General features: G+C 61.8%; 20 protein-coding genes and 1 tRNA gene. 7 read left to right on the forward strand and 14 right to left on the reverse strand.

Annotated elements, in window-relative coordinates; all coding sequences use genetic code 11:
• Positions 1-2: 2 nt before the first annotated feature.
• Positions 3-779, reverse strand: a complete 777-nt coding sequence (locus CLAC_RS08700; protein WP_053412579.1) for an enoyl-CoA hydratase/isomerase family protein — start codon at positions 777-779, stop codon at positions 3-5.
• A 79-nt stretch (positions 780-858) separates the two neighbouring features.
• Between CLAC_RS08700 and CLAC_RS08705 the strand changes: the two genes are divergently transcribed.
• A complete protein-coding gene (locus CLAC_RS08705) occupies positions 859-1,392 on the forward strand; it encodes a GNAT family N-acetyltransferase (RefSeq protein ID WP_053412580.1) in 534 nt (177 codons plus the stop codon).
• Positions 1,393-1,395: 3 nt separating this feature from the next.
• Here the strand turns inward: CLAC_RS08705 and CLAC_RS08710 are convergent, their stop codons facing one another.
• Positions 1,396-2,163, reverse strand: a complete 768-nt coding sequence (locus tag CLAC_RS08710; protein ID WP_053412581.1) for an anaerobic ribonucleoside-triphosphate reductase activating protein — start codon at positions 2,161-2,163, stop codon at positions 1,396-1,398.
• Positions 2,156-3,976, reverse strand: a complete 1,821-nt coding sequence (locus tag CLAC_RS08715) for a ribonucleoside triphosphate reductase (RefSeq protein WP_053412582.1) — start codon at positions 3,974-3,976, stop codon at positions 2,156-2,158. The genes CLAC_RS08710 and CLAC_RS08715 overlap by 8 nt, the downstream gene beginning before the upstream one ends.
• A 298-nt stretch (positions 3,977-4,274) precedes the next feature.
• Here CLAC_RS08715 and CLAC_RS08720 point away from each other — a divergent pair, with 298 nt between their 5' ends.
• Positions 4,275-5,456, forward strand: coding sequence for an HNH endonuclease signature motif containing protein (locus CLAC_RS08720; protein WP_245621847.1), 1,182 nt, complete (start codon positions 4,275-4,277; stop codon positions 5,454-5,456).
• A gap of 68 nt (positions 5,457-5,524) precedes the next feature.
• On the opposite strand, the gene glyA is transcribed toward CLAC_RS08720, so the two are convergent.
• A complete protein-coding gene (gene glyA, locus CLAC_RS08725; RefSeq protein WP_053412583.1) occupies positions 5,525-6,826 on the reverse strand; it encodes a serine hydroxymethyltransferase in 1,302 nt (433 codons plus the stop codon).
• 147 nt (positions 6,827-6,973) lie between these two features.
• Here glyA and coaA point away from each other — a divergent pair, with 147 nt between their 5' ends.
• Positions 6,974-7,909, forward strand: a complete 936-nt coding sequence (gene coaA, locus CLAC_RS08730; RefSeq protein WP_053412584.1) for a type I pantothenate kinase — start codon at positions 6,974-6,976, stop codon at positions 7,907-7,909.
• A 3-nt stretch (positions 7,910-7,912) separates the two neighbouring features.
• Here the strand turns inward: coaA and CLAC_RS08735 are convergent, their stop codons facing one another.
• The 4 genes from CLAC_RS08735 to mca form a co-directional block, all read right to left on the reverse strand.
• Positions 7,913-8,698, reverse strand: coding sequence for an isoprenyl transferase (locus CLAC_RS08735; RefSeq protein ID WP_053412585.1), 786 nt, complete (start codon positions 8,696-8,698; stop codon positions 7,913-7,915).
• Positions 8,699-8,758: 60 nt separating this feature from the next.
• The gene (locus tag CLAC_RS08740; protein WP_053412586.1) at positions 8,759-9,850 is read right to left on the reverse strand and encodes a 3-deoxy-7-phosphoheptulonate synthase; all 1,092 of its coding nucleotides are present in this window, start codon (positions 9,848-9,850) and stop codon (positions 8,759-8,761) included.
• Between the two features lie 310 nt (positions 9,851-10,160).
• A complete protein-coding gene (locus CLAC_RS08745) occupies positions 10,161-10,460 on the reverse strand; it encodes a hypothetical protein (RefSeq protein WP_053412587.1) in 300 nt (99 codons plus the stop codon).
• 27 nt (positions 10,461-10,487) lie between these two features.
• On the reverse strand, positions 10,488-11,342 hold the full coding sequence (mca, locus tag CLAC_RS08750) for a mycothiol conjugate amidase Mca (RefSeq protein WP_053412588.1): 855 nt from the start codon (positions 11,340-11,342) through the stop codon (positions 10,488-10,490).
• Positions 11,343-11,476: 134 nt separating this feature from the next.
• Here mca and CLAC_RS08755 point away from each other — a divergent pair, with 134 nt between their 5' ends.
• Positions 11,477-11,923: a DUF4307 domain-containing protein gene (locus tag CLAC_RS08755; RefSeq protein WP_053412589.1), complete on the forward strand. Its 447-nt coding sequence runs from the start codon at positions 11,477-11,479 to the stop codon at positions 11,921-11,923.
• A gap of 111 nt (positions 11,924-12,034) precedes the next feature.
• On the forward strand, positions 12,035-12,547 hold the full coding sequence (gene greA / locus CLAC_RS08760; RefSeq protein ID WP_053412590.1) for a transcription elongation factor GreA: 513 nt from the start codon (positions 12,035-12,037) through the stop codon (positions 12,545-12,547).
• A 1-nt stretch (position 12,548) separates the two neighbouring features.
• Here the strand turns inward: greA and CLAC_RS08765 are convergent, their stop codons facing one another.
• The 3 genes from CLAC_RS08765 to CLAC_RS08770 all read right to left on the reverse strand — a co-directional run bounded on the left by CLAC_RS08765 (position 12,549) and on the right by CLAC_RS08770 (position 13,950).
• Entirely contained in the window at positions 12,549-12,896 is a 348-nt protein-coding gene (locus CLAC_RS08765; protein ID WP_245621848.1) for a hypothetical protein, read from the reverse strand.
• Positions 12,817-13,044, reverse strand: coding sequence for a hypothetical protein (locus CLAC_RS12985; protein WP_245621849.1), 228 nt, complete (start codon positions 13,042-13,044; stop codon positions 12,817-12,819). Before CLAC_RS12985 ends, CLAC_RS08765 begins: the two co-directional genes overlap by 80 nt.
• A 78-nt stretch (positions 13,045-13,122) precedes the next feature.
• The gene (locus CLAC_RS08770; RefSeq protein ID WP_053412592.1) at positions 13,123-13,950 is read right to left on the reverse strand and encodes a Bax inhibitor-1/YccA family protein; all 828 of its coding nucleotides are present in this window, start codon (positions 13,948-13,950) and stop codon (positions 13,123-13,125) included.
• Positions 13,951-14,085: 135 nt separating this feature from the next.
• Here CLAC_RS08770 and CLAC_RS08775 point away from each other — a divergent pair, with 135 nt between their 5' ends.
• Together CLAC_RS08775 and CLAC_RS08780 are read left to right on the forward strand one after the other, a co-directional pair.
• Complete coding sequence (locus CLAC_RS08775) at positions 14,086-14,412, forward strand: hypothetical protein (protein ID WP_053412593.1); 327 nt, start codon at positions 14,086-14,088, stop codon at positions 14,410-14,412.
• 56 nt (positions 14,413-14,468) lie between these two features.
• The gene (locus tag CLAC_RS08780; protein ID WP_053412594.1) at positions 14,469-16,049 is read left to right on the forward strand and encodes a succinic semialdehyde dehydrogenase; all 1,581 of its coding nucleotides are present in this window, start codon (positions 14,469-14,471) and stop codon (positions 16,047-16,049) included.
• Positions 16,050-16,106: 57 nt separating this feature from the next.
• On the opposite strand, the gene CLAC_RS08785 is transcribed toward CLAC_RS08780, so the two are convergent.
• The 3 genes from CLAC_RS08785 to CLAC_RS08795 all read right to left on the reverse strand — a co-directional run bounded on the left by CLAC_RS08785 (position 16,107) and on the right by CLAC_RS08795 (position 17,760).
• Positions 16,107-16,180: transfer RNA gene (locus tag CLAC_RS08785), tRNA-Leu, on the reverse strand.
• 60 nt (positions 16,181-16,240) lie between these two features.
• Complete coding sequence (locus CLAC_RS08790; RefSeq protein ID WP_053412595.1) at positions 16,241-17,224, reverse strand: Ppx/GppA phosphatase family protein; 984 nt, start codon at positions 17,222-17,224, stop codon at positions 16,241-16,243.
• Positions 17,221-17,760: a DUF501 domain-containing protein gene (locus CLAC_RS08795; RefSeq protein WP_053412596.1), complete on the reverse strand. Its 540-nt coding sequence runs from the start codon at positions 17,758-17,760 to the stop codon at positions 17,221-17,223. The genes CLAC_RS08790 and CLAC_RS08795 overlap by 4 nt, the downstream gene beginning before the upstream one ends.
• Between the last annotated feature and the right edge of the window lie 16 nt (positions 17,761-17,776).

A 17,776-nucleotide genomic window follows, 5' to 3' on the forward strand; every position in this document is an offset into this window, starting at 1 on the left:
GACTACTTACCGGAAAACAGCGGTGGTCGCTTTTCAAGGAACGCGGCCACCGCTTCCTTGTGGTCTGCGGAGACCGCCAGGCGCGCCTGGGCATCTGCCTCCGCGTCAGCCGCGGCGAGGGTCTCCCGGCGCAGCAGCGCCTTAATTTCCTTCAGTGCCGCAGTCGGCCCAGCCGCCAACTGCGCCGCCAGAGCCCGCGCGTCGGCCACTGGATTGTCGCTAACCTGAGTCACCAGGCCCAGCTCCAAGGCCTCGGCAGCGGAGATTTTGCGGTCGAGGAACAGGATTTCGCGGGCCTTCGCGTCACTGACGATGCGCGGCAGCAGCGCAGACATGCCGCAGTCGGTGGCAAGTCCGATCGACGGGAAAGCCGCCTTGAACGAGGCCCCCTGCCCCGCGATGCGGAAGTCGCAGTGCAGGGCAAGCGACCACCCTGCCCCCGCGGACGCTCCCTCGATTGCTGCAATCACCGGAACATCAACGGCGACCAGCTCGGCAATCATCGGGTTGTACTCCTCCACGACCTTGCCCATTCCGGCGCCGGCCTGAAGATCCGCGATATGCTCCTTCAAGTCCTGTCCGGTGCAAAATGCCTTAGGCCCGCCAAGAAGCAGGACCGCACGCACGTCGTCAAGCTGGGCGCGCTGGAACGCCTCCTTCAGCTCGGCGCGGAGCTGCTTGTTCAGCGAATTGTAGGCCTCGGGCCGATTGATGGTGACGGTGAGGACCCCGTCGGCGAACTCGGTTGCGACAGTAGTAACTGTAGAATCAGTGCTCATACCTCGGGAGACTATCGCAGCGCGCCCCGCCCCACCTGCCTTTTGCACACAACGCGCGGGTGCGGGTAAACACGAATCTATGAGTGCCGAGACCCCCACCACAGCAAACTCCAACAATCCGCGGCCCGCTACCGAGGCCGATGTCGAGCAGATCGTGGAGCTTGTGCGCGACCTCGCCGCCTACGAGAAGGAGCCCGACGCAGTCAAACTCACGCCGCAGCGCCTGCGCGAGCAGCTCTTCGGCGACAACCCCGCCATCTTCTGCCACGTCATCGACGCGGCTGGTTCGCGCGACAACTCCGCTCCGCGCCTCGATGGCATCGCCCTGTGGTTTTTGAATTACTCCACCTGGGAGGGCACACACGGCATCTACCTGGAAGACCTCTACGTCCGCCCCGCCGCCCGCGGTACCGGCAAGGGCAAGGCGCTTCTGCAAAAACTCGCGGCCATCGCGTGCGAGCGTGGCTACTCGCGCGTCGAGTGGTGCGTGCTGAAGTGGAACCAGCCGTCAATCGACTTCTACAAGTCGCTCGGCGCGTTCCCCATGGATCAATGGGACACCTTCCGCCTCACCGGCGATGCGCTCACGCAGTTCGGCGCGCCCACCGCTTAACTCCTACCTCACCAGCACCCCTGGGAACTCGCCCCGCGCCACCTCTATTGCCGCCGTGATTTCGCGCTGCCGCTCAGGCTTTACGACGTCCGCCGCCGCGACAAATTCCGGCGCCGTGCCCTGATCACGACTGCGCTGCACGGCCCAGGTGCGCACACCCGCGCGGGAAAGTTGCTTGGCGAGATCGCCCAGGGTGCGCAGCTGTTCCGAGCAGTCGAAGACGGTGGTGCGTACCTCGAAGTCCCTGCCGTCCGGACTGTCGTCGACCCAGGCTTGCAGCAGTTCAAGGCTCTCCCACGCATGCTTGGCAGCTGCAGCACCGGCTACATCGCTAACTGCCCCAATGGCCTCACCGTAGGCGCAGTCCGCGGCCTTAATATCGAGGCCAACCCAATCCACCACCCCCGCATCGAGGATTTCCCGCAGCGCAGACGGGTACATCCCGTTGGTGTGCAGGCCCACTGCATAGCCCATCTCGCGAATCTCCTGCATGGCGTCGGCAAGCCTACGGTGCCGGGTGGGTTCGCCGCCGGAGAAGACGAAGCCGTCGAGAAGCCCTACCCTGCGTCGGGCGAGCCCCATGACCTCCTCCCAGGCGATGAGCCCCGCGCGGGCGGAGGTGATGTCGCGCAGCTGCGGGTTCTGGCAGTAGGGGCAGTTCCAGGAGCAGCCCTGCGTGAAGACGGTTGCGACCAAGTGGCCCGGCCAGTCCACCATCGAGAAGGGGGTCAGTCCCGCGATTGCAATGGGGCTGGTACCGGGCTCAGGCATGGGCGGGCTCGCTGGTACTCGGCGCAGTAGGCAGCTTCGGCGCATCAAATGTAGTGCGCTGGAGGTACTCCCCCTTCTTACCGATGTTGAAGCTGGACACCGGACGGAAGTAGCCCATCACGCGAGTCCACACCTCTGAGTCTTCCCCGCAGGTCGGGCAGTGGAAATGCTCGCCGGAGACGTAGCCGTGGGTCGGGCAGATGGAAAACGTCGGCGTGACCGTGAGATACGGCAGGCGATGGGTCGCAAGCGCGCGGCGAACTAGAGCCTTGCAGGAGGCGCCGTCGGAAAGCGAGGCCCCCAGGTAGAGGTGCAGCACGGTGCCGCCGGTGTAGAGAGTCTGCAACTCGTCCTGGGAGTCCAGCGCCTCGAAGGGGTCGTCCGTGTAGTCGACGGGCAGCTGAGTGGAGTTGGTGTAGTAGGGATTTTCCTCCGTGCCAGCCTGCACAATGTCCGGGAACTGGGCGCGGTCAGTCTTCGCGAACCTGTAGGTCGCGCCCTCGGCCGGTGTGGCCTCCAGGTTGTACATGTGGCCGGTGGTCTCCTGGATTTCCACCAGACGGGCTCGGATGTGGTCGAGGACTCGGTGTGCCATCGCCTCGCCGTCGACGCTGGCCAGGTCGAAAGCATCGGAGGTGAAGTTACGGACCATCTCGTTGCCGCCGTTGACGCCGATTGTGGAGAAGTGATTGTCAAAAGACTCCATCCAGCGCTTCGAATACGGGTACAGTCCGGCCTCCATAAACTGATCCACCGCGGCGCGGCGGCGCTCCAAGGTATCGGAGGCCAGGTCAATCAGGCCGTCCAGCTCGGCGATTAGCCCGTCGAAGTCGCCCTTGTGCAGGTAGCCGAGTCTGGCAAGGTTGATGGTCACCACACCGATGGAACCGGTCTGCTCCGCCGAGCCAAACAGGCCATTGCCGCGCTTTTCCAACTCACGCAGGTCCAACTGCAGCCTGCAGCACATCGAACGAATTTGGCCCGGATTGAGATCCGAGTTGATGAAGTTCTGGAAATACGGCAGCCCATACTTCGCGGTCATGGTGAAGATGTCGTCGGCAAGCGGGCTGTCCCAGGCGAAGTCTTCAGTGATGTTGTAGGTGGGGATGGGGAAAGTGAAGACGCGGCCGTCGGTGTCGCCGGCGCTCATCACGTCAATGAAGGCGCGGTTGATCACGGCCATCTCGGCAGCGAGGTCGCCGTAGGTGAAGTCGCAGACCTCCTCGCCGATAAGTGGATACTGGTCGGCGAGGTCCTCCGGGCAGGTGATGTCGAAGGTCAGGTTGGTAAACGGGGTCTGCGAGCCCCAACGGCTCGAGGCGTTGAGGGAGAAAACCATCTCCTGTATGCACTGGCGAACCTCGTCGAAGGTCATGTGGTCCAGGCGCACGAACGGGGCCATGTAGGTATCGAAGGAGGAAAACGCCTGCGCACCGGCCCACTCGTTCTGCAGCGTGCCCAGGAAATTGACGATCTGCCCGCATGCCGACGACATGTGCCTCGGCGGCGCCGAGTTCACTGCGTTGGCGACACCGGAGAAGCCCTGCTCCAGCAGCTGGCGCAGCGACCATCCGGCGCAGTAGCCGCCGAGAACGTCGAGGTCATGGATATGAATAGCACCTTGCTTGTGTGCTTCGGCTGCCTGGGCCGTGAAGACTTCGCTGAGCCAGTAGTTGGCAATCACCTTTCCAGCCACGTTGAGAACGAGGCCGCCGTAGGAGAAGTCCTGGTTGGCGTTGGCGTTCACACGCCAGTCGCTGCGGTCCAAGTATTCGCTAACACTCGCAATGGGGTCAACTGTAATACCGCTCATAATCGCTGACCGTACTCCCCCAAATCACAGGCGTGTAAGTCCCCGCGATGGTGAGAAATATCACCGCTGGCCACCAGATACGGAAGGTTGGGGAGACTCTCGATCTACATCTAGTGGCTCGCTGGGGCGGCCCCTCCGGATTCACACCCGTATGTTGTGTTCTATTCGTCACTACCTACATACGGACTTTTTCGGCCGGTTCCCTCAAAAGTCCGCCTGTTGACAGCCGAGCCCATCTATCCCCAGCTGGTGTTTCTCCCCTGGAGGCCTCGCGCTAGCTGGCGCTAGATTCAGCAGCATGTCACTTCTCGGAACCATCGCCTCCCTGGCTACGCGTGGGATGAACCTGTTGGAGGAACTCCACTCCGCACGCCCTACCGGCCGCGAGGCGACGACTGAGCTTGCCGAAAAACTGGGGGTTGACCCCAACCGGCTCAAATCCCTCCTGCGCGTCGCCGACCACTATCTCTCCCCCGCAGAGTCCGCCGCCGACACGCAAGCCCGTATGGAGGCCACCGCCCTCGCCCGGAAGTACCAACTAAGCCTCGACAAGTGCGTCCTCATCGACAAGCGAAGCCGCCAAGCCAACAACGAAGACATCCACGACGAACTGCGGTTGTCCTTCGTCGAGGCGGCCAAGAACGCCACATACGAGCAGCTAGACACCCACATGCGGCACACCCTCGCCGAGCTCAATTCCGAAGCCGAGCCGCCCCAGCACATCCGCGCCCGCTTCTCCCGGAAAATCGACATCCAGGGGATGAAGCATCTCCACATCACGGGGCCGGCGCAGATGCTCGACAACCTCATCGCACCGTTGACGGTTCGCGCCGCGGAAATCCGGAAGGCCCATCCGGAATTCACCCACGACCGCTGCACAGGCCAAGCCCTCACGGAGAGACTGCAACTTGCGCAGCCGGCAACCGCCGTCGATAAGCTCGATGAGATGCGCTACCAGCCCGCCATCATCATCACTGCGCAGGACATCGCGGATTACAGCCCACGATATGCCACCACCACCAACGGTTCTGCGCTTCCTCCCGAGGTGTTCATCAACTCTCTACTCGCCGACACCGGCTGGGCCGTGCTTTACGACGAAAACAACCGCCTAACGGGCTTATTCCCGATACATAATCCGCGGCTGGCAACGCAAGAGCAACGCATTGCCATGCTGATTGATAACCCAATCTGCTCATGGCCCGGCTGTACCCGTCCCGCTCACTCCGGGCAAGCGCACCACCTGGTAGCGCACAAGCACGGCGGCGCTACCTCGCTTGAGAATATGACGATGGTCTGTCGCGAGCACAACGCCCTCAACGATGACGACAGGCAGGGAATCCACGGCCACCTGGAGAGAATCCCTACATCCGGATATGTTCAATGGAGGCCCCCAAGCAAGCACGAACCTCCGCAATTCAATACGGCATTCGTGACCGCGATGGGCGGAAGATCGTACGCCGCCTACAGATCGGGCAGCTAGTTTTACGCGCAGAAAACCCGTCCTAGCAATTGGGCTAGAACGGGATTTTCGTGCTGCGTTCAGATCGGTTACAGGATGTTCCAGTCCTCGAGACCGTCGTAAAGCGGGAACTCCTGGGCAATCTTGGAAACACGAGCGCGCAGCGACTCAACATCCGCGTTCTTACCGTTTGCCAGCGCGGTACCGATGATGTCAGCAACCTCAGTGAAGGCCTTCTCGTCCAGGCCGCGAGTGGCCAGGGCCGGGGTACCGATACGCAGGCCGGAAGTTACCATCGGCGGGCGGGGGTCAAACGGAACAGCATTGCGGTTGACGGTGATGCCAACCTCGTGCAGCAGATCCTCCGCCTCCTGGCCGTTCATCTCGGAGTTACGCAGGTCCACCAGCACCAGGTGGACATCGGTGCCACCGGTCAGGACGTCTACACCGGCAGCGGTGCAATCTGCGGCAGTGAGTCGCTCGGCGAGGATGCGAGCGCCAGCGAGGGTGCGCTCTTGGCGCTCCTTGAACTCTTCGGTGCCGGCAATCTTCAGGGCCGCGGCCTTACCTGCGATGGCATGCATCAGCGGTCCGCCCTGCTGGCCCGGGAACACAGCCGAGTTGATCTTCTTCGCGTACTCCTGCTTGGCCAGAATCATGCCGGAGCGCGGACCACCCAGGGTCTTATGGACGGTGGTGGAGACAACGTCGGAGTGCGGCACCGGAGACGGGTGCAGGCCGGCAGCGACGAGACCTGCAAAGTGGGCCATGTCGGTCCAGAGCTTGGCACCAACCTCATCGGCTATAGAACGGAAGGCCTCGAAGTCCAGGTGGCGCGGGTACGCCGACCAGCCCGCGATGAGAACATCCGGCTTTTCAACCAGCGCCTGCTCGCGGACCTTGTCCATGTCGATGCGCATGGTGTCCTTGTCGACTCCGTATGCGGCGACGTGGTAGAGCTTGCCGGAGAAGTTCAGCTTCATGCCGTGGGTCAGGTGTCCGCCGTGAGCCAGGTCGAGGCCCATAATCTTGTCGCCGGCGTTAATCAGCGAGTGCAGGACAGCAGCGTTGGCTTGTGCTCCCGCGTGTGGCTGCACGTTGGCGAACTCCGCACCGAAGAGTTCCTTGGCACGGTTGCGGGCCAGGTCTTCGACGGCGTCAACGAATTCGCAGCCGCCGTAGTAACGACGACCGGGGTAGCCTTCTGCATATTTGTTGGTGAGTACGGAGCCCTGAGCCTGCAGGACAGCGCGGGGAACAAAGTTTTCGCTGGCGATCATTTCCAGCGTGTCGCGCTGGCGAGAGAGTTCCCCATCCATCGCCTTGGCGAGTTCGGGATCAAGTTCACGCAGCGACTGGTAGCGGACATCGTTATTGGTAGACCCGGTCATGAGTAGGTTTTCGACCTTTCAATAAAACTTCAATGTCACAGGACATGCTAGCCCCTGGCCCGGAAAACCCCTAAAGCACCGCCCCGCCGCACTCCCCCAACACGCCCTATTTGCAGTTACCCCTATGACACTTGGCACAATAAAAGTATGACGCGCGCTACATCTCCCAGCCCTTACCTTGAATTCAAGCGTGAGCAGTGGCGCGAAATGCGTAAAAATATGCCGCTGGTTCTGTCCGCGCAGGAGGCTGAGCGGCTCTCCGGTATCGGCGAAAACATTGACCTTCAGGAGGTCGCGGACGTCTATCTTCCGCTTTCGCGTCTAATTCACATGCGGGTGGCTGCTCACCGGGAGCTCAATGCGACGACTTCCAGCTTCCTCGGGGAAGGCCCCGAGCGTGGCATGCGGGTTCCCTTCATTATTGGTGTGGCCGGTTCGGTTGCGGTCGGCAAGTCCACGACTGCCCGTCTGTTGCAAGTTCTACTCGAGCGCTGGGATACAAATCCCCGGGTGGACCTGGTGACCACCGACGGTTTCCTCTATCCTTCCGCGGAGCTCCACGCCCGCGGAATCATGCAGCGAAAGGGATACCCGGAGTCCTATGACCAGCGTGCGCTCATGAAATTCGTCACCGCGGTCAAGTCCGGCGCGCGCCACGTCAAGGCCCCGGTGTATTCGCACACACTCTACGACCGCGTCCCTGACGAGTTCATTGAGGTCGACCAGCCAGACATTCTCATCCTCGAGGGCCTGAACGTTCTCCAGACCGGCCCGACCCTGATGGTTTCTGACCTCTTCGACTTCAGCGTCTACGTCGATGCTTCCCGCGCCGACATCGAGCGCTGGTACATCGACCGTTTCCTCCGCCTGCGCCAGACCGCCTTCCGGGCTCCCGGCGCGCACTTCGCCGAGTACGCCACGCTTGACGACGCTGCCGCCGCCGAAGAGGCTCGCCGTATCTGGCAGCAGGTCAACCTGCCGAACCTCACCGAAAACATCCTGCCGACGCGCGTGCGTGCCTCTCTGGTTCTGACGAAGTCACGCGATCATAAGGTCAGCCGCGTGCGGATGCGCAAGCTCTAGGGTTTACTTGCCAAAACGCCGGGAGCGCTGAGAGTAGTCGCGCAGTGCGCGCAGGAAGTCGATTCTGCGGAATTCCGGCCAGTAGGTGTCGGTGAACCAAATCTCGGAGTACGCCGACTGCCAGAGCAGGAAACCGGATAGGCGCTGCTCGCCGGAAGTCCGTATGACGAGGTCTGGGTCTGGTTGTCCGGATGTATACAGCCTGCGGGAGATCGCGTCGGTGGTAATGAGCTGTTCGATTTCTGCAGCGTCCGCGCCGTCAGCCGCCGCCTCCCGGACGATTTTGCGAACCGCGTCCACAATCTCCTGGCGGCCGCCGTAACCGACGGCAATATTGACCTGAATTCCCGCATTCTCGGAGGTCAGTTCCTCGTCGCTGCGCAGACGTCGCGCCATCGAATCCGGCAATAGCTCCAGGTGTCCGACCATTCGCAGGCGCACGTCGTAAGGCGAATGGGCCAGCTCGTCGACGACATCGGCGATGATGTCGAACAGGAGGTTCAGCTCCTCCGGCTCCCGGCCGAGGTTTTCCGTCGACAGCAGGTAGATGGTGACCAGGTCAATCTCCTGCTCAGCGCACCACCCGACAAACTCTGCAATCTTGCGAGATCCCACGCGGTGCCCGTGGCTGACATCCGTGAATCCAGCTTCGCGCGCCCAGCGCCGATTGCCGTCGGCCATGACAGCGACGTGCTTCGGGCGGGGCTTTCCCTCCAACTCCTGCGCGAGCTTGCGCTCGTAAATCGGGTACGCAAGTCGCCGGAGGGAGGATGGCTGGACGTCTTTCACAGTTGTAACAATACCCAATGGCCTACGGCGGGCTTCGCTTTAGTGGGATTTGTCGTCGCTCTACATACGGGCTTTACGACGCGCGGCAACTGCGTCGGCAAGCTTACGCAGCAGCGCGTCGGTGGTACCCCAGTCCATGCAGGCGTCGGTGACGGACTTGCCGTAGACGAGCCCGTTGCGGCCGTCGGTGATTTTCTGCGCTCCGGCCTCGATAAAGGATTCCATCATGATGCCGGTGATGCGGTCGTCCCCACCGGAGATCATGTCGGCAATTTCGCCGACCACTTCCGCCTGGCGCACCTCTGACTTCCCGGAGTTAGCGTGCGAGGCATCGACCATGATACTGACCGCCTGGTCGGCCTTTTCCAGGCGCTGCGCGGCGTCGGCAAGCGAGGCGTCGTCCCAGTTCGGGCCGGCGGTGCCGCCGCGCAAGATGATGTGGCAGTTCTGGTTGCCTGCGGTCTCGACGACGGATGCACGACCCTGGTCGTTCATGCCGAAAAAGAAGTGCGGGTTGGCGGCGGAGACCAGTGAGTCAACGGCGACCTGAACGTTGCCGTCGGTGCCGTTTTTGAAGCCAATCGGCATGGAAAGTCCGGATGCTAGCTGGCGGTGCACCTGCGACTCGGTAGTACGGGCGCCGATAGCTCCCCAGGAGACTGCGTCGGCGATGTACTGCGGGCTGTTCGGCTCGAGGAACTCGGCGCCTGCGGGCAGGCCGGTGCGCAAAACCTCGATGAGCACCTCACGGGCCATGTGCAGGCCCTTGTTGATCTTGTAGGAGCCATCGAGGTCCGGGTCGTTGATGAGCCCCTTCCAGCCGACGGTCGTGCGCGGCTTTTCGAAGTAGACGCGCATAACGACGAGCAGATCCTCGGCGAGCTCGTCGGCCGTGGCCTTCAGGCGGCGCGCGTAATCGATGGCGGCCTCCGGGTCATGAATGGAGCAAGGGCCGACGACGACTATAAGGCGGTCATCTTCACCGGAGACGACGCGGGCGACGTCCAGGCGAGATCGCTCAACTTCGCTAACCAAGTCCGGAGTCAGCGGCTGTTTTTCCATGACCTCCTCCGGGGAGGGGAGGTCATGGAAGGCTACGACGCGGCGATTCGCGGTCGATGCGGGGGCTTCGAGGGAGGTGGGAGGAGTCATGAGGGGGTGAGGCCTTTCTTTCCTAAAGAGCGTTCTGTTGCGGGGTTTTCACTGTGGTGGGGCGAACGGGGATTCTAGATACGACAAAAGGCAGCCGCCCCGTGGTGGGGCTGCTGCCTTCGGCTCCGGTATTTGGGGGTGATGTGACGATGTCACCCCGTGAGACTAGGTCTGTCTAGTCACCGGAGCCTTCGCAAAATAAAATCGCCACATACGCATAGATGGAATCCTACAACGAAATAATTATTCCCGCAATTCGAACTGCCAATCCCACTATGTGGACACCTCCCAGGTGCCCGCGATCCGCGGCCTACTCCGCTTCCCGACGCGCCTCTTCCTCGGCCATCGCTCGGTCAACCGCGGCCGAGTCAAACGGATCCATACCGTGAGCCTCGGCGAACTTGCGGCGCGCCGCCATCCGCTTTGCGCGACGGGATAAGTCCCAGCCCAGAGCCAGGATGATGATGAGCAAGATAACGATAATCAGCAGCCCGACCGGCGAGGCCTTGCCGAAATCCGCACCCATAGGTCCGGATGGGTTCTGGGCCAGGATTACATCGGCGCCGATCACGTGTGCATTGGCGGCTAGGGCGCTGAAACTTTCAATCATGCCCCCTAGCTTAGCCACTATCGTCGACTACTCCGCATTCGGATCGATTCCGGCAAAAAGGTCCGTTTCCGGCAGCGATACCTGAACGCGAGTGCGCGCCAGTTCGAACTCCTCGGTCGGCCAGACTTCCTGCTGAATGGCCGTCGGCACCGCGAAGAAGGGACCATTCGGGTCAATCTGCGTGGCGTGCGCCCGGAGGGCATCGTCGCGCTGCGGGAAGTACTCGGCACACTCAACCTGCGTGGTCACGCGGGTCATAATGTCGCCCTTCTCCTTGGCCCAGCGACGAAACGCCTCCCCCAGCGGGCTTTCCATATCACGGTCGGCGTAGTACTTCTCCAGAAACATCAGACGGGCCTTGATAAAGCCGTGCGTATAGTAGAGCTTCTTTATCTCCCAGGGCTTTCCCAACTCCGGGTACTTCTCCTGCCCGGTCTCGAGCCACGCTCGCATGGAGATAATATGCGTCATGATGTGGTCAGGATGGGGATAGCCACCATTTTCGTCGTAGGCAATCAGGACGTGCGGCCTAAATTCCCGAATGGAGCGAATCAGGGGCTTCACTGCTTCTTCGACAGGCTGGCGAGCAAAGACCCCGTCGGCAAGCACCGGCACCGGGCGACCAGAGGGCAGCCCCGAGTCGACGAAACCCAGCCACTCGTGCTCGACACCGAGAATGCGGGCAGCCTCCGCCATCTCGCGGACGCGCACCTCGGCGATATTATCGCGAACCTCGGGGCGGTCCATGGCAGGATTGAGAATGCTTCCAGCCTCACCCCCGGTGCAAGTGACCACCTTTACCCGGTACCCCTCGTCGACATAGCGAGCCATGGTCGCCGCCCCCTTGCTCGACTCGTCGTCGGGGTGTGCATGAACTGCCATAAGACGGAGAGCCACGACGCCACATCCCTTCCTTTAACTCCACTTGCTTCAAAAGCAATAGTGCCACATCACATAACTTGTTTACATGTCAACAGTTTAGCATGTTTCAGCGAAACTCGGATAGGGTTACAATCATGGCTGAAAGTTCGGAGCGAAATGGCGCGTCGCTCAAGCAGCAGCGCTACGGCGACACCAACCGCAATATGCCCGCGAAACTGATCGTTATTGGCATCGTCGGCATGCTCATTATCGCCGCTGCCTATATTTTCGTACAGATGAATCGGGTGACCACGCCCGATGTATCCGCCACCCAGGCCGGCTGGAGCCGCACCGAGGGCAAGGAGGATGAGGAATTCATCTTCACCCTCGACGTGACGCGCGAAAAGCCGGAGATGTACAGCTACTGCATCATCTACGCACTGAACTACGACCGGGCCGAGGTCGGTCGCCGCGACGTCTTTGTTCCGGGCGGAGGCCCCAAGACCGTCCGCATGGATGTGCCCATCGCAACCCGTGAAACCGCAGTTGCGGGCGATGTTTACGGCTGCTCTACCGAGATTCCGAGCTTTTTGAAAAAATAGTTTTCACATTTAGCCCGCGCCCATTTATCATGTCGGCCCCTCATGGTGCTATTCTGTGACGCGTCCGTCGGCCCCACTGCGGGGCCGCTTTTGCATATATCAGGAGGAACCATGACTGAGGCTCAGAACAACAGCCCATGGCTCACCCAGGAGTCCTACGACAAGCTCAGGAACGAGCTCGAAGCGCTTTACGAAAACCGCCCGGTCATCGCGGCCGAGATCAATGAGCGCCGCGAAGAGGGCGACCTGAAGGAAAACGCCGGCTACGACGCAGCCCGTGAGCAGCAGGGCCAGGAAGAGGCACGCATCCGCTACCTCGAGGATCTGCTCCAGCGCGCCACCGTCGGCGAGATTCCGCAGGAGTCCGGCGTGGCACTGGTCGGCACCGTCGTCCACGTCTACTACGACGGCGACGAAGACGATACCGAGACCTTCCTGATTGGTACCCGCGGCGCGGATTCCTCCAACCCGAACCTGGAGACCTACTCCACCGACTCCCCACTGGGCAAGGCCATCATCGGCGCCAACGAGGGCGAGACCCGCACCTACGTCTCCCCGACCGGCGACGAGGTCTCCGTCACCCTGATCAAGGCGGAGCCGTACAACCCGGAGATGGACGGCTAAATTAAGCCCCTAGCTCCCCGGCGCCTCTAGCCAGGCGACGATTTCGGGCCACAGCGCCCGATTCGCGGACCGATAGAATCCCATGTGGCCTATCGGTCCTCTTTTTGTGCCCGGACCTGCGAGTCCACCTCACCCACTGCTCCATCACCCCAACCGGAACCGACTTGCCCATCCCCAGCGCCTCAATCGGCACGTACCCGAGCAGCCTGGACGCTATCGGCATCACAACTTTGAACACAGCCCAAATCTTTGCCCGCTCAGCCGCCGTGCTAATCAGCCGGGTAATCCCCGCGTGGCTTGCGATCATCACCATCGCATCGACGGGCTCCGCACCCTGCGTGGCAATCATGCCGTGCGCCCCCACAGAGTGCCCCACCGCCAGATGCCTCGCCTGCGGGAAACGCTCCTTTAGGGCCGCCGTCGCCGCAGACGATGGCGGCGGGCTCGAGGCGAACCTCGGAGGTGTAGCCGGTGTCGGTGGCGGTGCTGTCGGTCATTATTTCAACTTAAACAACAAAGCGCCGAGCCACCCGGGAAAACGGGCAACTCGGCGCTAGGTTTTTGCCTAGATCAGATTAGTCCCTGAAGTAGGACAGCAGGCGCAGGATCTCGATGTAGAGCCAGACCAGGGTCACGGCCAGGCCGAGGGCGACGCCCCAGGCGTAGTTGGCCGGGGCACCTGCGCGAACCAGCTTGTCCGCCTGATCGAAGTCGAGCAGGAAGCTGAAAGCGGCCAGGCCGATGCAGACCAGGGAGAAGATGATGGACAGGGCACCGCCGTCACGCAGCGGGAAGCCCAGGCCGAAGAAGGACAGCAACAGGTTGCCCACCATCAGGACCAGCACGCCAATCAGCGCGGAGGTCATGAAACGGGTGAACTTCGGGGTCACGCGGATGGCGCCCGACTTGTAAACCCAGAGCATTCCGGCGAATACGCCCAAGGTCGCCAGCACAGCCTGGACGATTAGGGCACCGGCGTTCACGCCCTGAATTGGAGCGGTGAAGATGAAGCTGGCGCCACCGACGAACAGGCCCTCGAAGGCGGCGTAGGTCAACGTGATTGGGGCGGAGCCAAACTTCTTACCAAAGGTGGAAACCAGCACGGTGATGAGGCCGCCGATAGCGCCGACCATGGTCAGAATCATCGCCAGAGAGCTGGAGACGCTCACGGCGATAAAGAAGTTGATTGCCGCCAGAACAATGATGGTGGCCAGAGTGATGCCGGTCTTCGACACAACATCGTCCACCGTCATCGGACGGTAGCCGGCGGGAGCCTGAGACTGGTACTGATCAACGCCGTAGCCGGAGCCCATCTGCTCCTGACCATAGGCGTGCATGCCCGCCTGGCCGCGGGCGACGGTCTTAGTGAGTGAGCTGAACGCAGGATTGCTACTTTCGCGCACGTCGTCCTCATTTCATTTCTAAATTTTCTGCTTTCAAACGGTTCTAACGAACGCGCGCTGAATATTGTTCCAAACCTCGCCAAACGGTTATTATCAGGGTAGTTTTTCTGCTCGACGATGTAGGAGGTTGGACAGATGCCTGACAGCTACGATGCAGACACGACCGGCGATTTCGACGAGACCACGCTTGACGGTTCCGAGGGACTCGACGGCGATTTCCTCACCGGCGACGGAGAAAACTACGTCATGGATCCGCCGGACCGCTGGAGGGGCGCGGAACCTCACGACACCCTGCGTAAGCGCTTGGCGGAAGAAAAGCCGGACATCGATGCCGATGACGACCTCGACTACGACCCCGAAATGCGCTACGGCGACATCGATGGGCAGGACCCCTTCGAGTTTGGCAACGACGGCCCCCGCGACCCGGATCGCAATCGCCGAATGGGCTGGACCACTTACTAAAACTTTTTAGTTACAAACCGTCACTTCGCCGCAGTTCGAGCAGTAGTATCTGGGGCATGACTGCAAGTACTGCTGAATCTATCGCTACTCTTCGCAATCCTCTCGACTCGGATTTGGTGAAGCGACTGCTCGAGCGAGTCACTATCGCCGACATGTCCTCCACTGCGACCATCTCAGCGCCTTTCGACGGCCAGCCCCTGGCAGAAATCCCAGTGGGCACCAGCAGCGATGTCGACGAGGCTTTCAAGCGAGCCCGCGCGGCGCAGAAGGTCTGGGCTCGCGTCTCTCCGGCCCAGCGTCGCGAAGTGCTGCATCACTTCCACGATCTCCTCTTCACCCACGACGAGTTGATCCTCGACGTTATCCAGGCGGAGACCGGTAAGAACCGCGCCAGCGCCCACGAAGAGCTGATTCACACCGCTATTACCGCCCGCTACTACGGCAACCGCGGCGAGGAGCTGCTTGCGCCGAAGAAGGCTCACGGCGCAGTCCCGGTTCTCTCGCAGACCACCGTCTACCACCACCCGAAAGGCGTGGTCGGTGTCATCTCCCCGTGGAACTACCCTCTCACACTCGCCATTTCCGACGCCATCGCAGCGATCATGGCCGGCAACGCCATCGTGCTCAAGCCGGACAGCACCACCCCGTTTACCGCTCTCCTCGCAGTCGACCTGCTCTACCGCGCGGGTCTGCCCAAGGATCTCTTCCAGGTTGTCCCCGGTCCCGGTCGCGTCGTCGGCCAGGCGATTATCTCCCAGTGCGACTACCTCATGTTCACCGGCTCCTCGGCCACCGGCAAGTCGCTGGCCGCACAGTGCGGCGAACGCCTCATTGGCTTCTCCGCCGAGCTGGGTGGAAAGAACCCACTAATCGTTGCCGAGGATGCCAACGTGAAGTCGGCCGTCGAAGGCGCGCGCATCGCTTCCTTCACCAACTCCGGTCACCTCTGCGTGTCCATCGAGCGCATCTACGTCACCGACGCGGTGTGGGACGAGTTCGTCCCGGCCTTCGCCGACCGCGCCAAGGCAATGTCCATCGGCCCGGGCTACGAGTGGGAAACCGAGATGGGATGCCTACAGTCCAAGGGCCAGTTCGACATCGTCAAGACCATGGTCGATGAGGCCATCGAAGCAGGAGCTACCGTCCTGGCCGGCGGCCGTGCCCGACCGGACCTCGGTCCCCTCTTCTATGAACCGACCATCCTCACCGACGTCCCCGAGGGAGTGTCCCTGCTGACCGAGGAAGTCTTCGGCCCCGTAGTTGTTGTGCACCGTGTCGCAAGTGTCGACGAGGCGATCGCCAAGGCCAACGACACCCGCTACGGCCTCAACGCATCGCTGTGGACCACCCCCTCCCGCGCGAAGGAGCTCGCTCCGCGCATCGAGGCCGGCTCCGTCAACGTCAACGACGGTTTCGCCGCATCCTTCGCATCTGTGGATGCCCCGATGGGCGGTTTCAAGGAGTCCGGTGTGGGGCGTCGTCAAGCGGCGGACGGACTGCTCAAGTACACCGACGCTCAGACGGTCACGGTCCAGCGAATCACGCCGATTTCGTTCCCGTACATGCCGCGTGAGCGCTACGCGAAGGTGTTTAACACCGCGCTGAAGCTGGGCAAGAAGTTCCGAATCCTGACCTAGCCACAGACGGAGCACACGAAAAACCAGGTAGAAAATGACTTCTACCTGGTCTTTTTGTGCCCCCAGTCGGACTCGAACCGACACTTGGCGGATTTTAAGTCCGCTGCCTCTGCCAATTGGGCTATGGGGGCTGATCGCCTCAGCACGCTGGCCCATTAAAAAACTCGGGGCCACCGAAGCACACGTTTAGGTTAATGGGGAATATGCGTATCCACCAAACCCGCGACAATCCCGTCGAGAATATCCTTCTCGCTGATGTAGAACTCCAGCGGATTCTCGGCCGAGTCTCCGAGAGTCTGCGTGAACAGATCCATCAGCCCATCGACGATGACGGCGCCGCCGGCGAACACGTCAGCTCGCCCAGGGTGCATCACCGGGTTTTCCGCGAGGGAGTGCGAGTCGGCGTGCACCACGGAAGCAGTCAGCGCGCGTAGCGCATTAAAGCGCAGGACGGACAGGTGAATCGCGGCCGGGTCGTAGGTCTCCAGGCCCTGCGCCAGCGCCGAAAGCGTGGTGAACGTCCCCGCACAGCCCACGATGGTCTTTGTCTTCTCTACGGGCACGACCCGCCGGATCTTCTCGCACAGCTGGGCGACATAGGCCCGCGCCTGCTGGGTCTCCGCATCGGTAGCCGGGTTGGACTTCAGGTACCGTTCGGTCAGACGAACGCTGCCCATCGCCACCGACTGGCTGCCCAGCACAGTGCCGTCGTGCTTCCCGACGATAACCTCGGTGGAGCCGCCACCGACATCGATCACGCAGAAAGGTTCTGGCTGGTCGTGGAGGTCATCCACAGCGCCCCGGAAAGAAAGCGAGGCCTCCTCGTCCCCGGAGATTACCTCCGCCTCGACACCCCAGGGGGCAAGGATTTCGCGGGTCATGGAGAAAAACTCCTCGCGATTGGCGGCATCGCGGGTAGCGGAAGTCGCGACCATTCGCACAGCAGCAACGCCTTCGGAAGCCATCAGCTCAGCGTACTTGGTCAGCGCAAGACGGACGCGCTCCAGAGCTTGCGGGGCCAGCCGCCCCGTGGCATCGACGCCCTCTCCGAGACGGACAATCTCCATTACACGGTGGAGCTCCGTAATCTCGAGAACCCCGTCGACCTCCGTGACATCGCTGACCAGCAGCCGAATCGAGTTCGTTCCGCAGTCCACTGCGGCCAGTGTGGTCACTGCCCGTCCACCTCCGGGTAGGAAATGCCCAGCTCATCCAGTGTTGGCCAATCCGCGGGAATCGCGGTTCCCCGCAGCTTTTCATTGGCAGCGGCAAGCGCCACGGCCTCGGTACCCAGGCGGAAGTGCTCCGGCCCCTTCGACAGGGCGTAGGCAATGAGCACATGCAGGCACTTGACGCGCGTCGGCATGCCGCCGCCGGAGAAGTCGGTGCCGAGGTCTTCCATCTCGTTTCGCTCGGCGAGGAAAGCCTCATGCGCGCGCAGGTAGTCCGCGGCGAGTTCCTCATCGGATTCGAGGCGAGCCGACATCTCCTTCATCACACCGGTGGTCTCCAGCCGGGATGCCTCCGCGGTCAGGCGCGGGTCGGTGAGGTAGAACAGCGTCGGGAAAGGCGTGCCGTCGTCCAGGCGAGGCTTGGTCTTCACCACTGCCGGCACACCGTCCGGGCTGCGGTAGGAGATGTCAACGACACCGCGTGGCTCACGCCCTAGCTGCTGGGCCACAACTTCCAAATCCGAAGCGTCAAGAGACATCCGAGCCTTTCCCCTT

Origin of the sequence: Corynebacterium lactis RW2-5 (assembly GCF_001274895.1) — a bacterium.
Taxonomy (GTDB): domain Bacteria; phylum Actinomycetota; class Actinomycetes; order Mycobacteriales; family Mycobacteriaceae; genus Corynebacterium; species Corynebacterium lactis.

Coding starts and splice junctions, on each gene's coding strand:
- CLAC_RS08795 (WP_053412596.1), bottom strand. CDS start 17,760: ATGTCTCTTGACGCTTCGGATTTGGAAGTTGTGGCCCAGCAGCTAGGG.
- CLAC_RS08715 (WP_053412582.1), bottom strand. CDS start 3,976: ATGAGCGGTATTACAGTTGACCCCATTGCGAGTGTTAGCGAATACTTG.
- CLAC_RS08700 (WP_053412579.1), bottom strand. CDS start 779: ATGAGCACTGATTCTACAGTTACTACTGTCGCAACCGAGTTCGCCGAC.
- CLAC_RS08775 (WP_053412593.1), top strand. CDS start 14,086: ATGCCTGACAGCTACGATGCAGACACGACCGGCGATTTCGACGAGACC.
- mca (WP_053412588.1), bottom strand. CDS start 11,342: ATGGCAGTTCATGCACACCCCGACGACGAGTCGAGCAAGGGGGCGGCG.
- glyA (WP_053412583.1), bottom strand. CDS start 6,826: ATGACCGGGTCTACCAATAACGATGTCCGCTACCAGTCGCTGCGTGAA.
- CLAC_RS08705 (WP_053412580.1), top strand. CDS start 859: ATGAGTGCCGAGACCCCCACCACAGCAAACTCCAACAATCCGCGGCCC.
- CLAC_RS12985 (WP_245621849.1), bottom strand. CDS start 13,044: ATGACCGACAGCACCGCCACCGACACCGGCTACACCTCCGAGGTTCGC.
- CLAC_RS08765 (WP_245621848.1), bottom strand. CDS start 12,896: ATGATTGCCACGCAGGGTGCGGAGCCCGTCGATGCGATGGTGATGATC.
- CLAC_RS08720 (WP_245621847.1), top strand. CDS start 4,275: ATGTCACTTCTCGGAACCATCGCCTCCCTGGCTACGCGTGGGATGAAC.
- CLAC_RS08780 (WP_053412594.1), top strand. CDS start 14,469: ATGACTGCAAGTACTGCTGAATCTATCGCTACTCTTCGCAATCCTCTC.
- CLAC_RS08755 (WP_053412589.1), top strand. CDS start 11,477: ATGGCTGAAAGTTCGGAGCGAAATGGCGCGTCGCTCAAGCAGCAGCGC.
- CLAC_RS08745 (WP_053412587.1), bottom strand. CDS start 10,460: ATGATTGAAAGTTTCAGCGCCCTAGCCGCCAATGCACACGTGATCGGC.
- CLAC_RS08710 (WP_053412581.1), bottom strand. CDS start 2,163: ATGCCTGAGCCCGGTACCAGCCCCATTGCAATCGCGGGACTGACCCCC.
- CLAC_RS08740 (WP_053412586.1), bottom strand. CDS start 9,850: ATGACTCCTCCCACCTCCCTCGAAGCCCCCGCATCGACCGCGAATCGC.
- greA (WP_053412590.1), top strand. CDS start 12,035: ATGACTGAGGCTCAGAACAACAGCCCATGGCTCACCCAGGAGTCCTAC.
- coaA (WP_053412584.1), top strand. CDS start 6,974: ATGACGCGCGCTACATCTCCCAGCCCTTACCTTGAATTCAAGCGTGAG.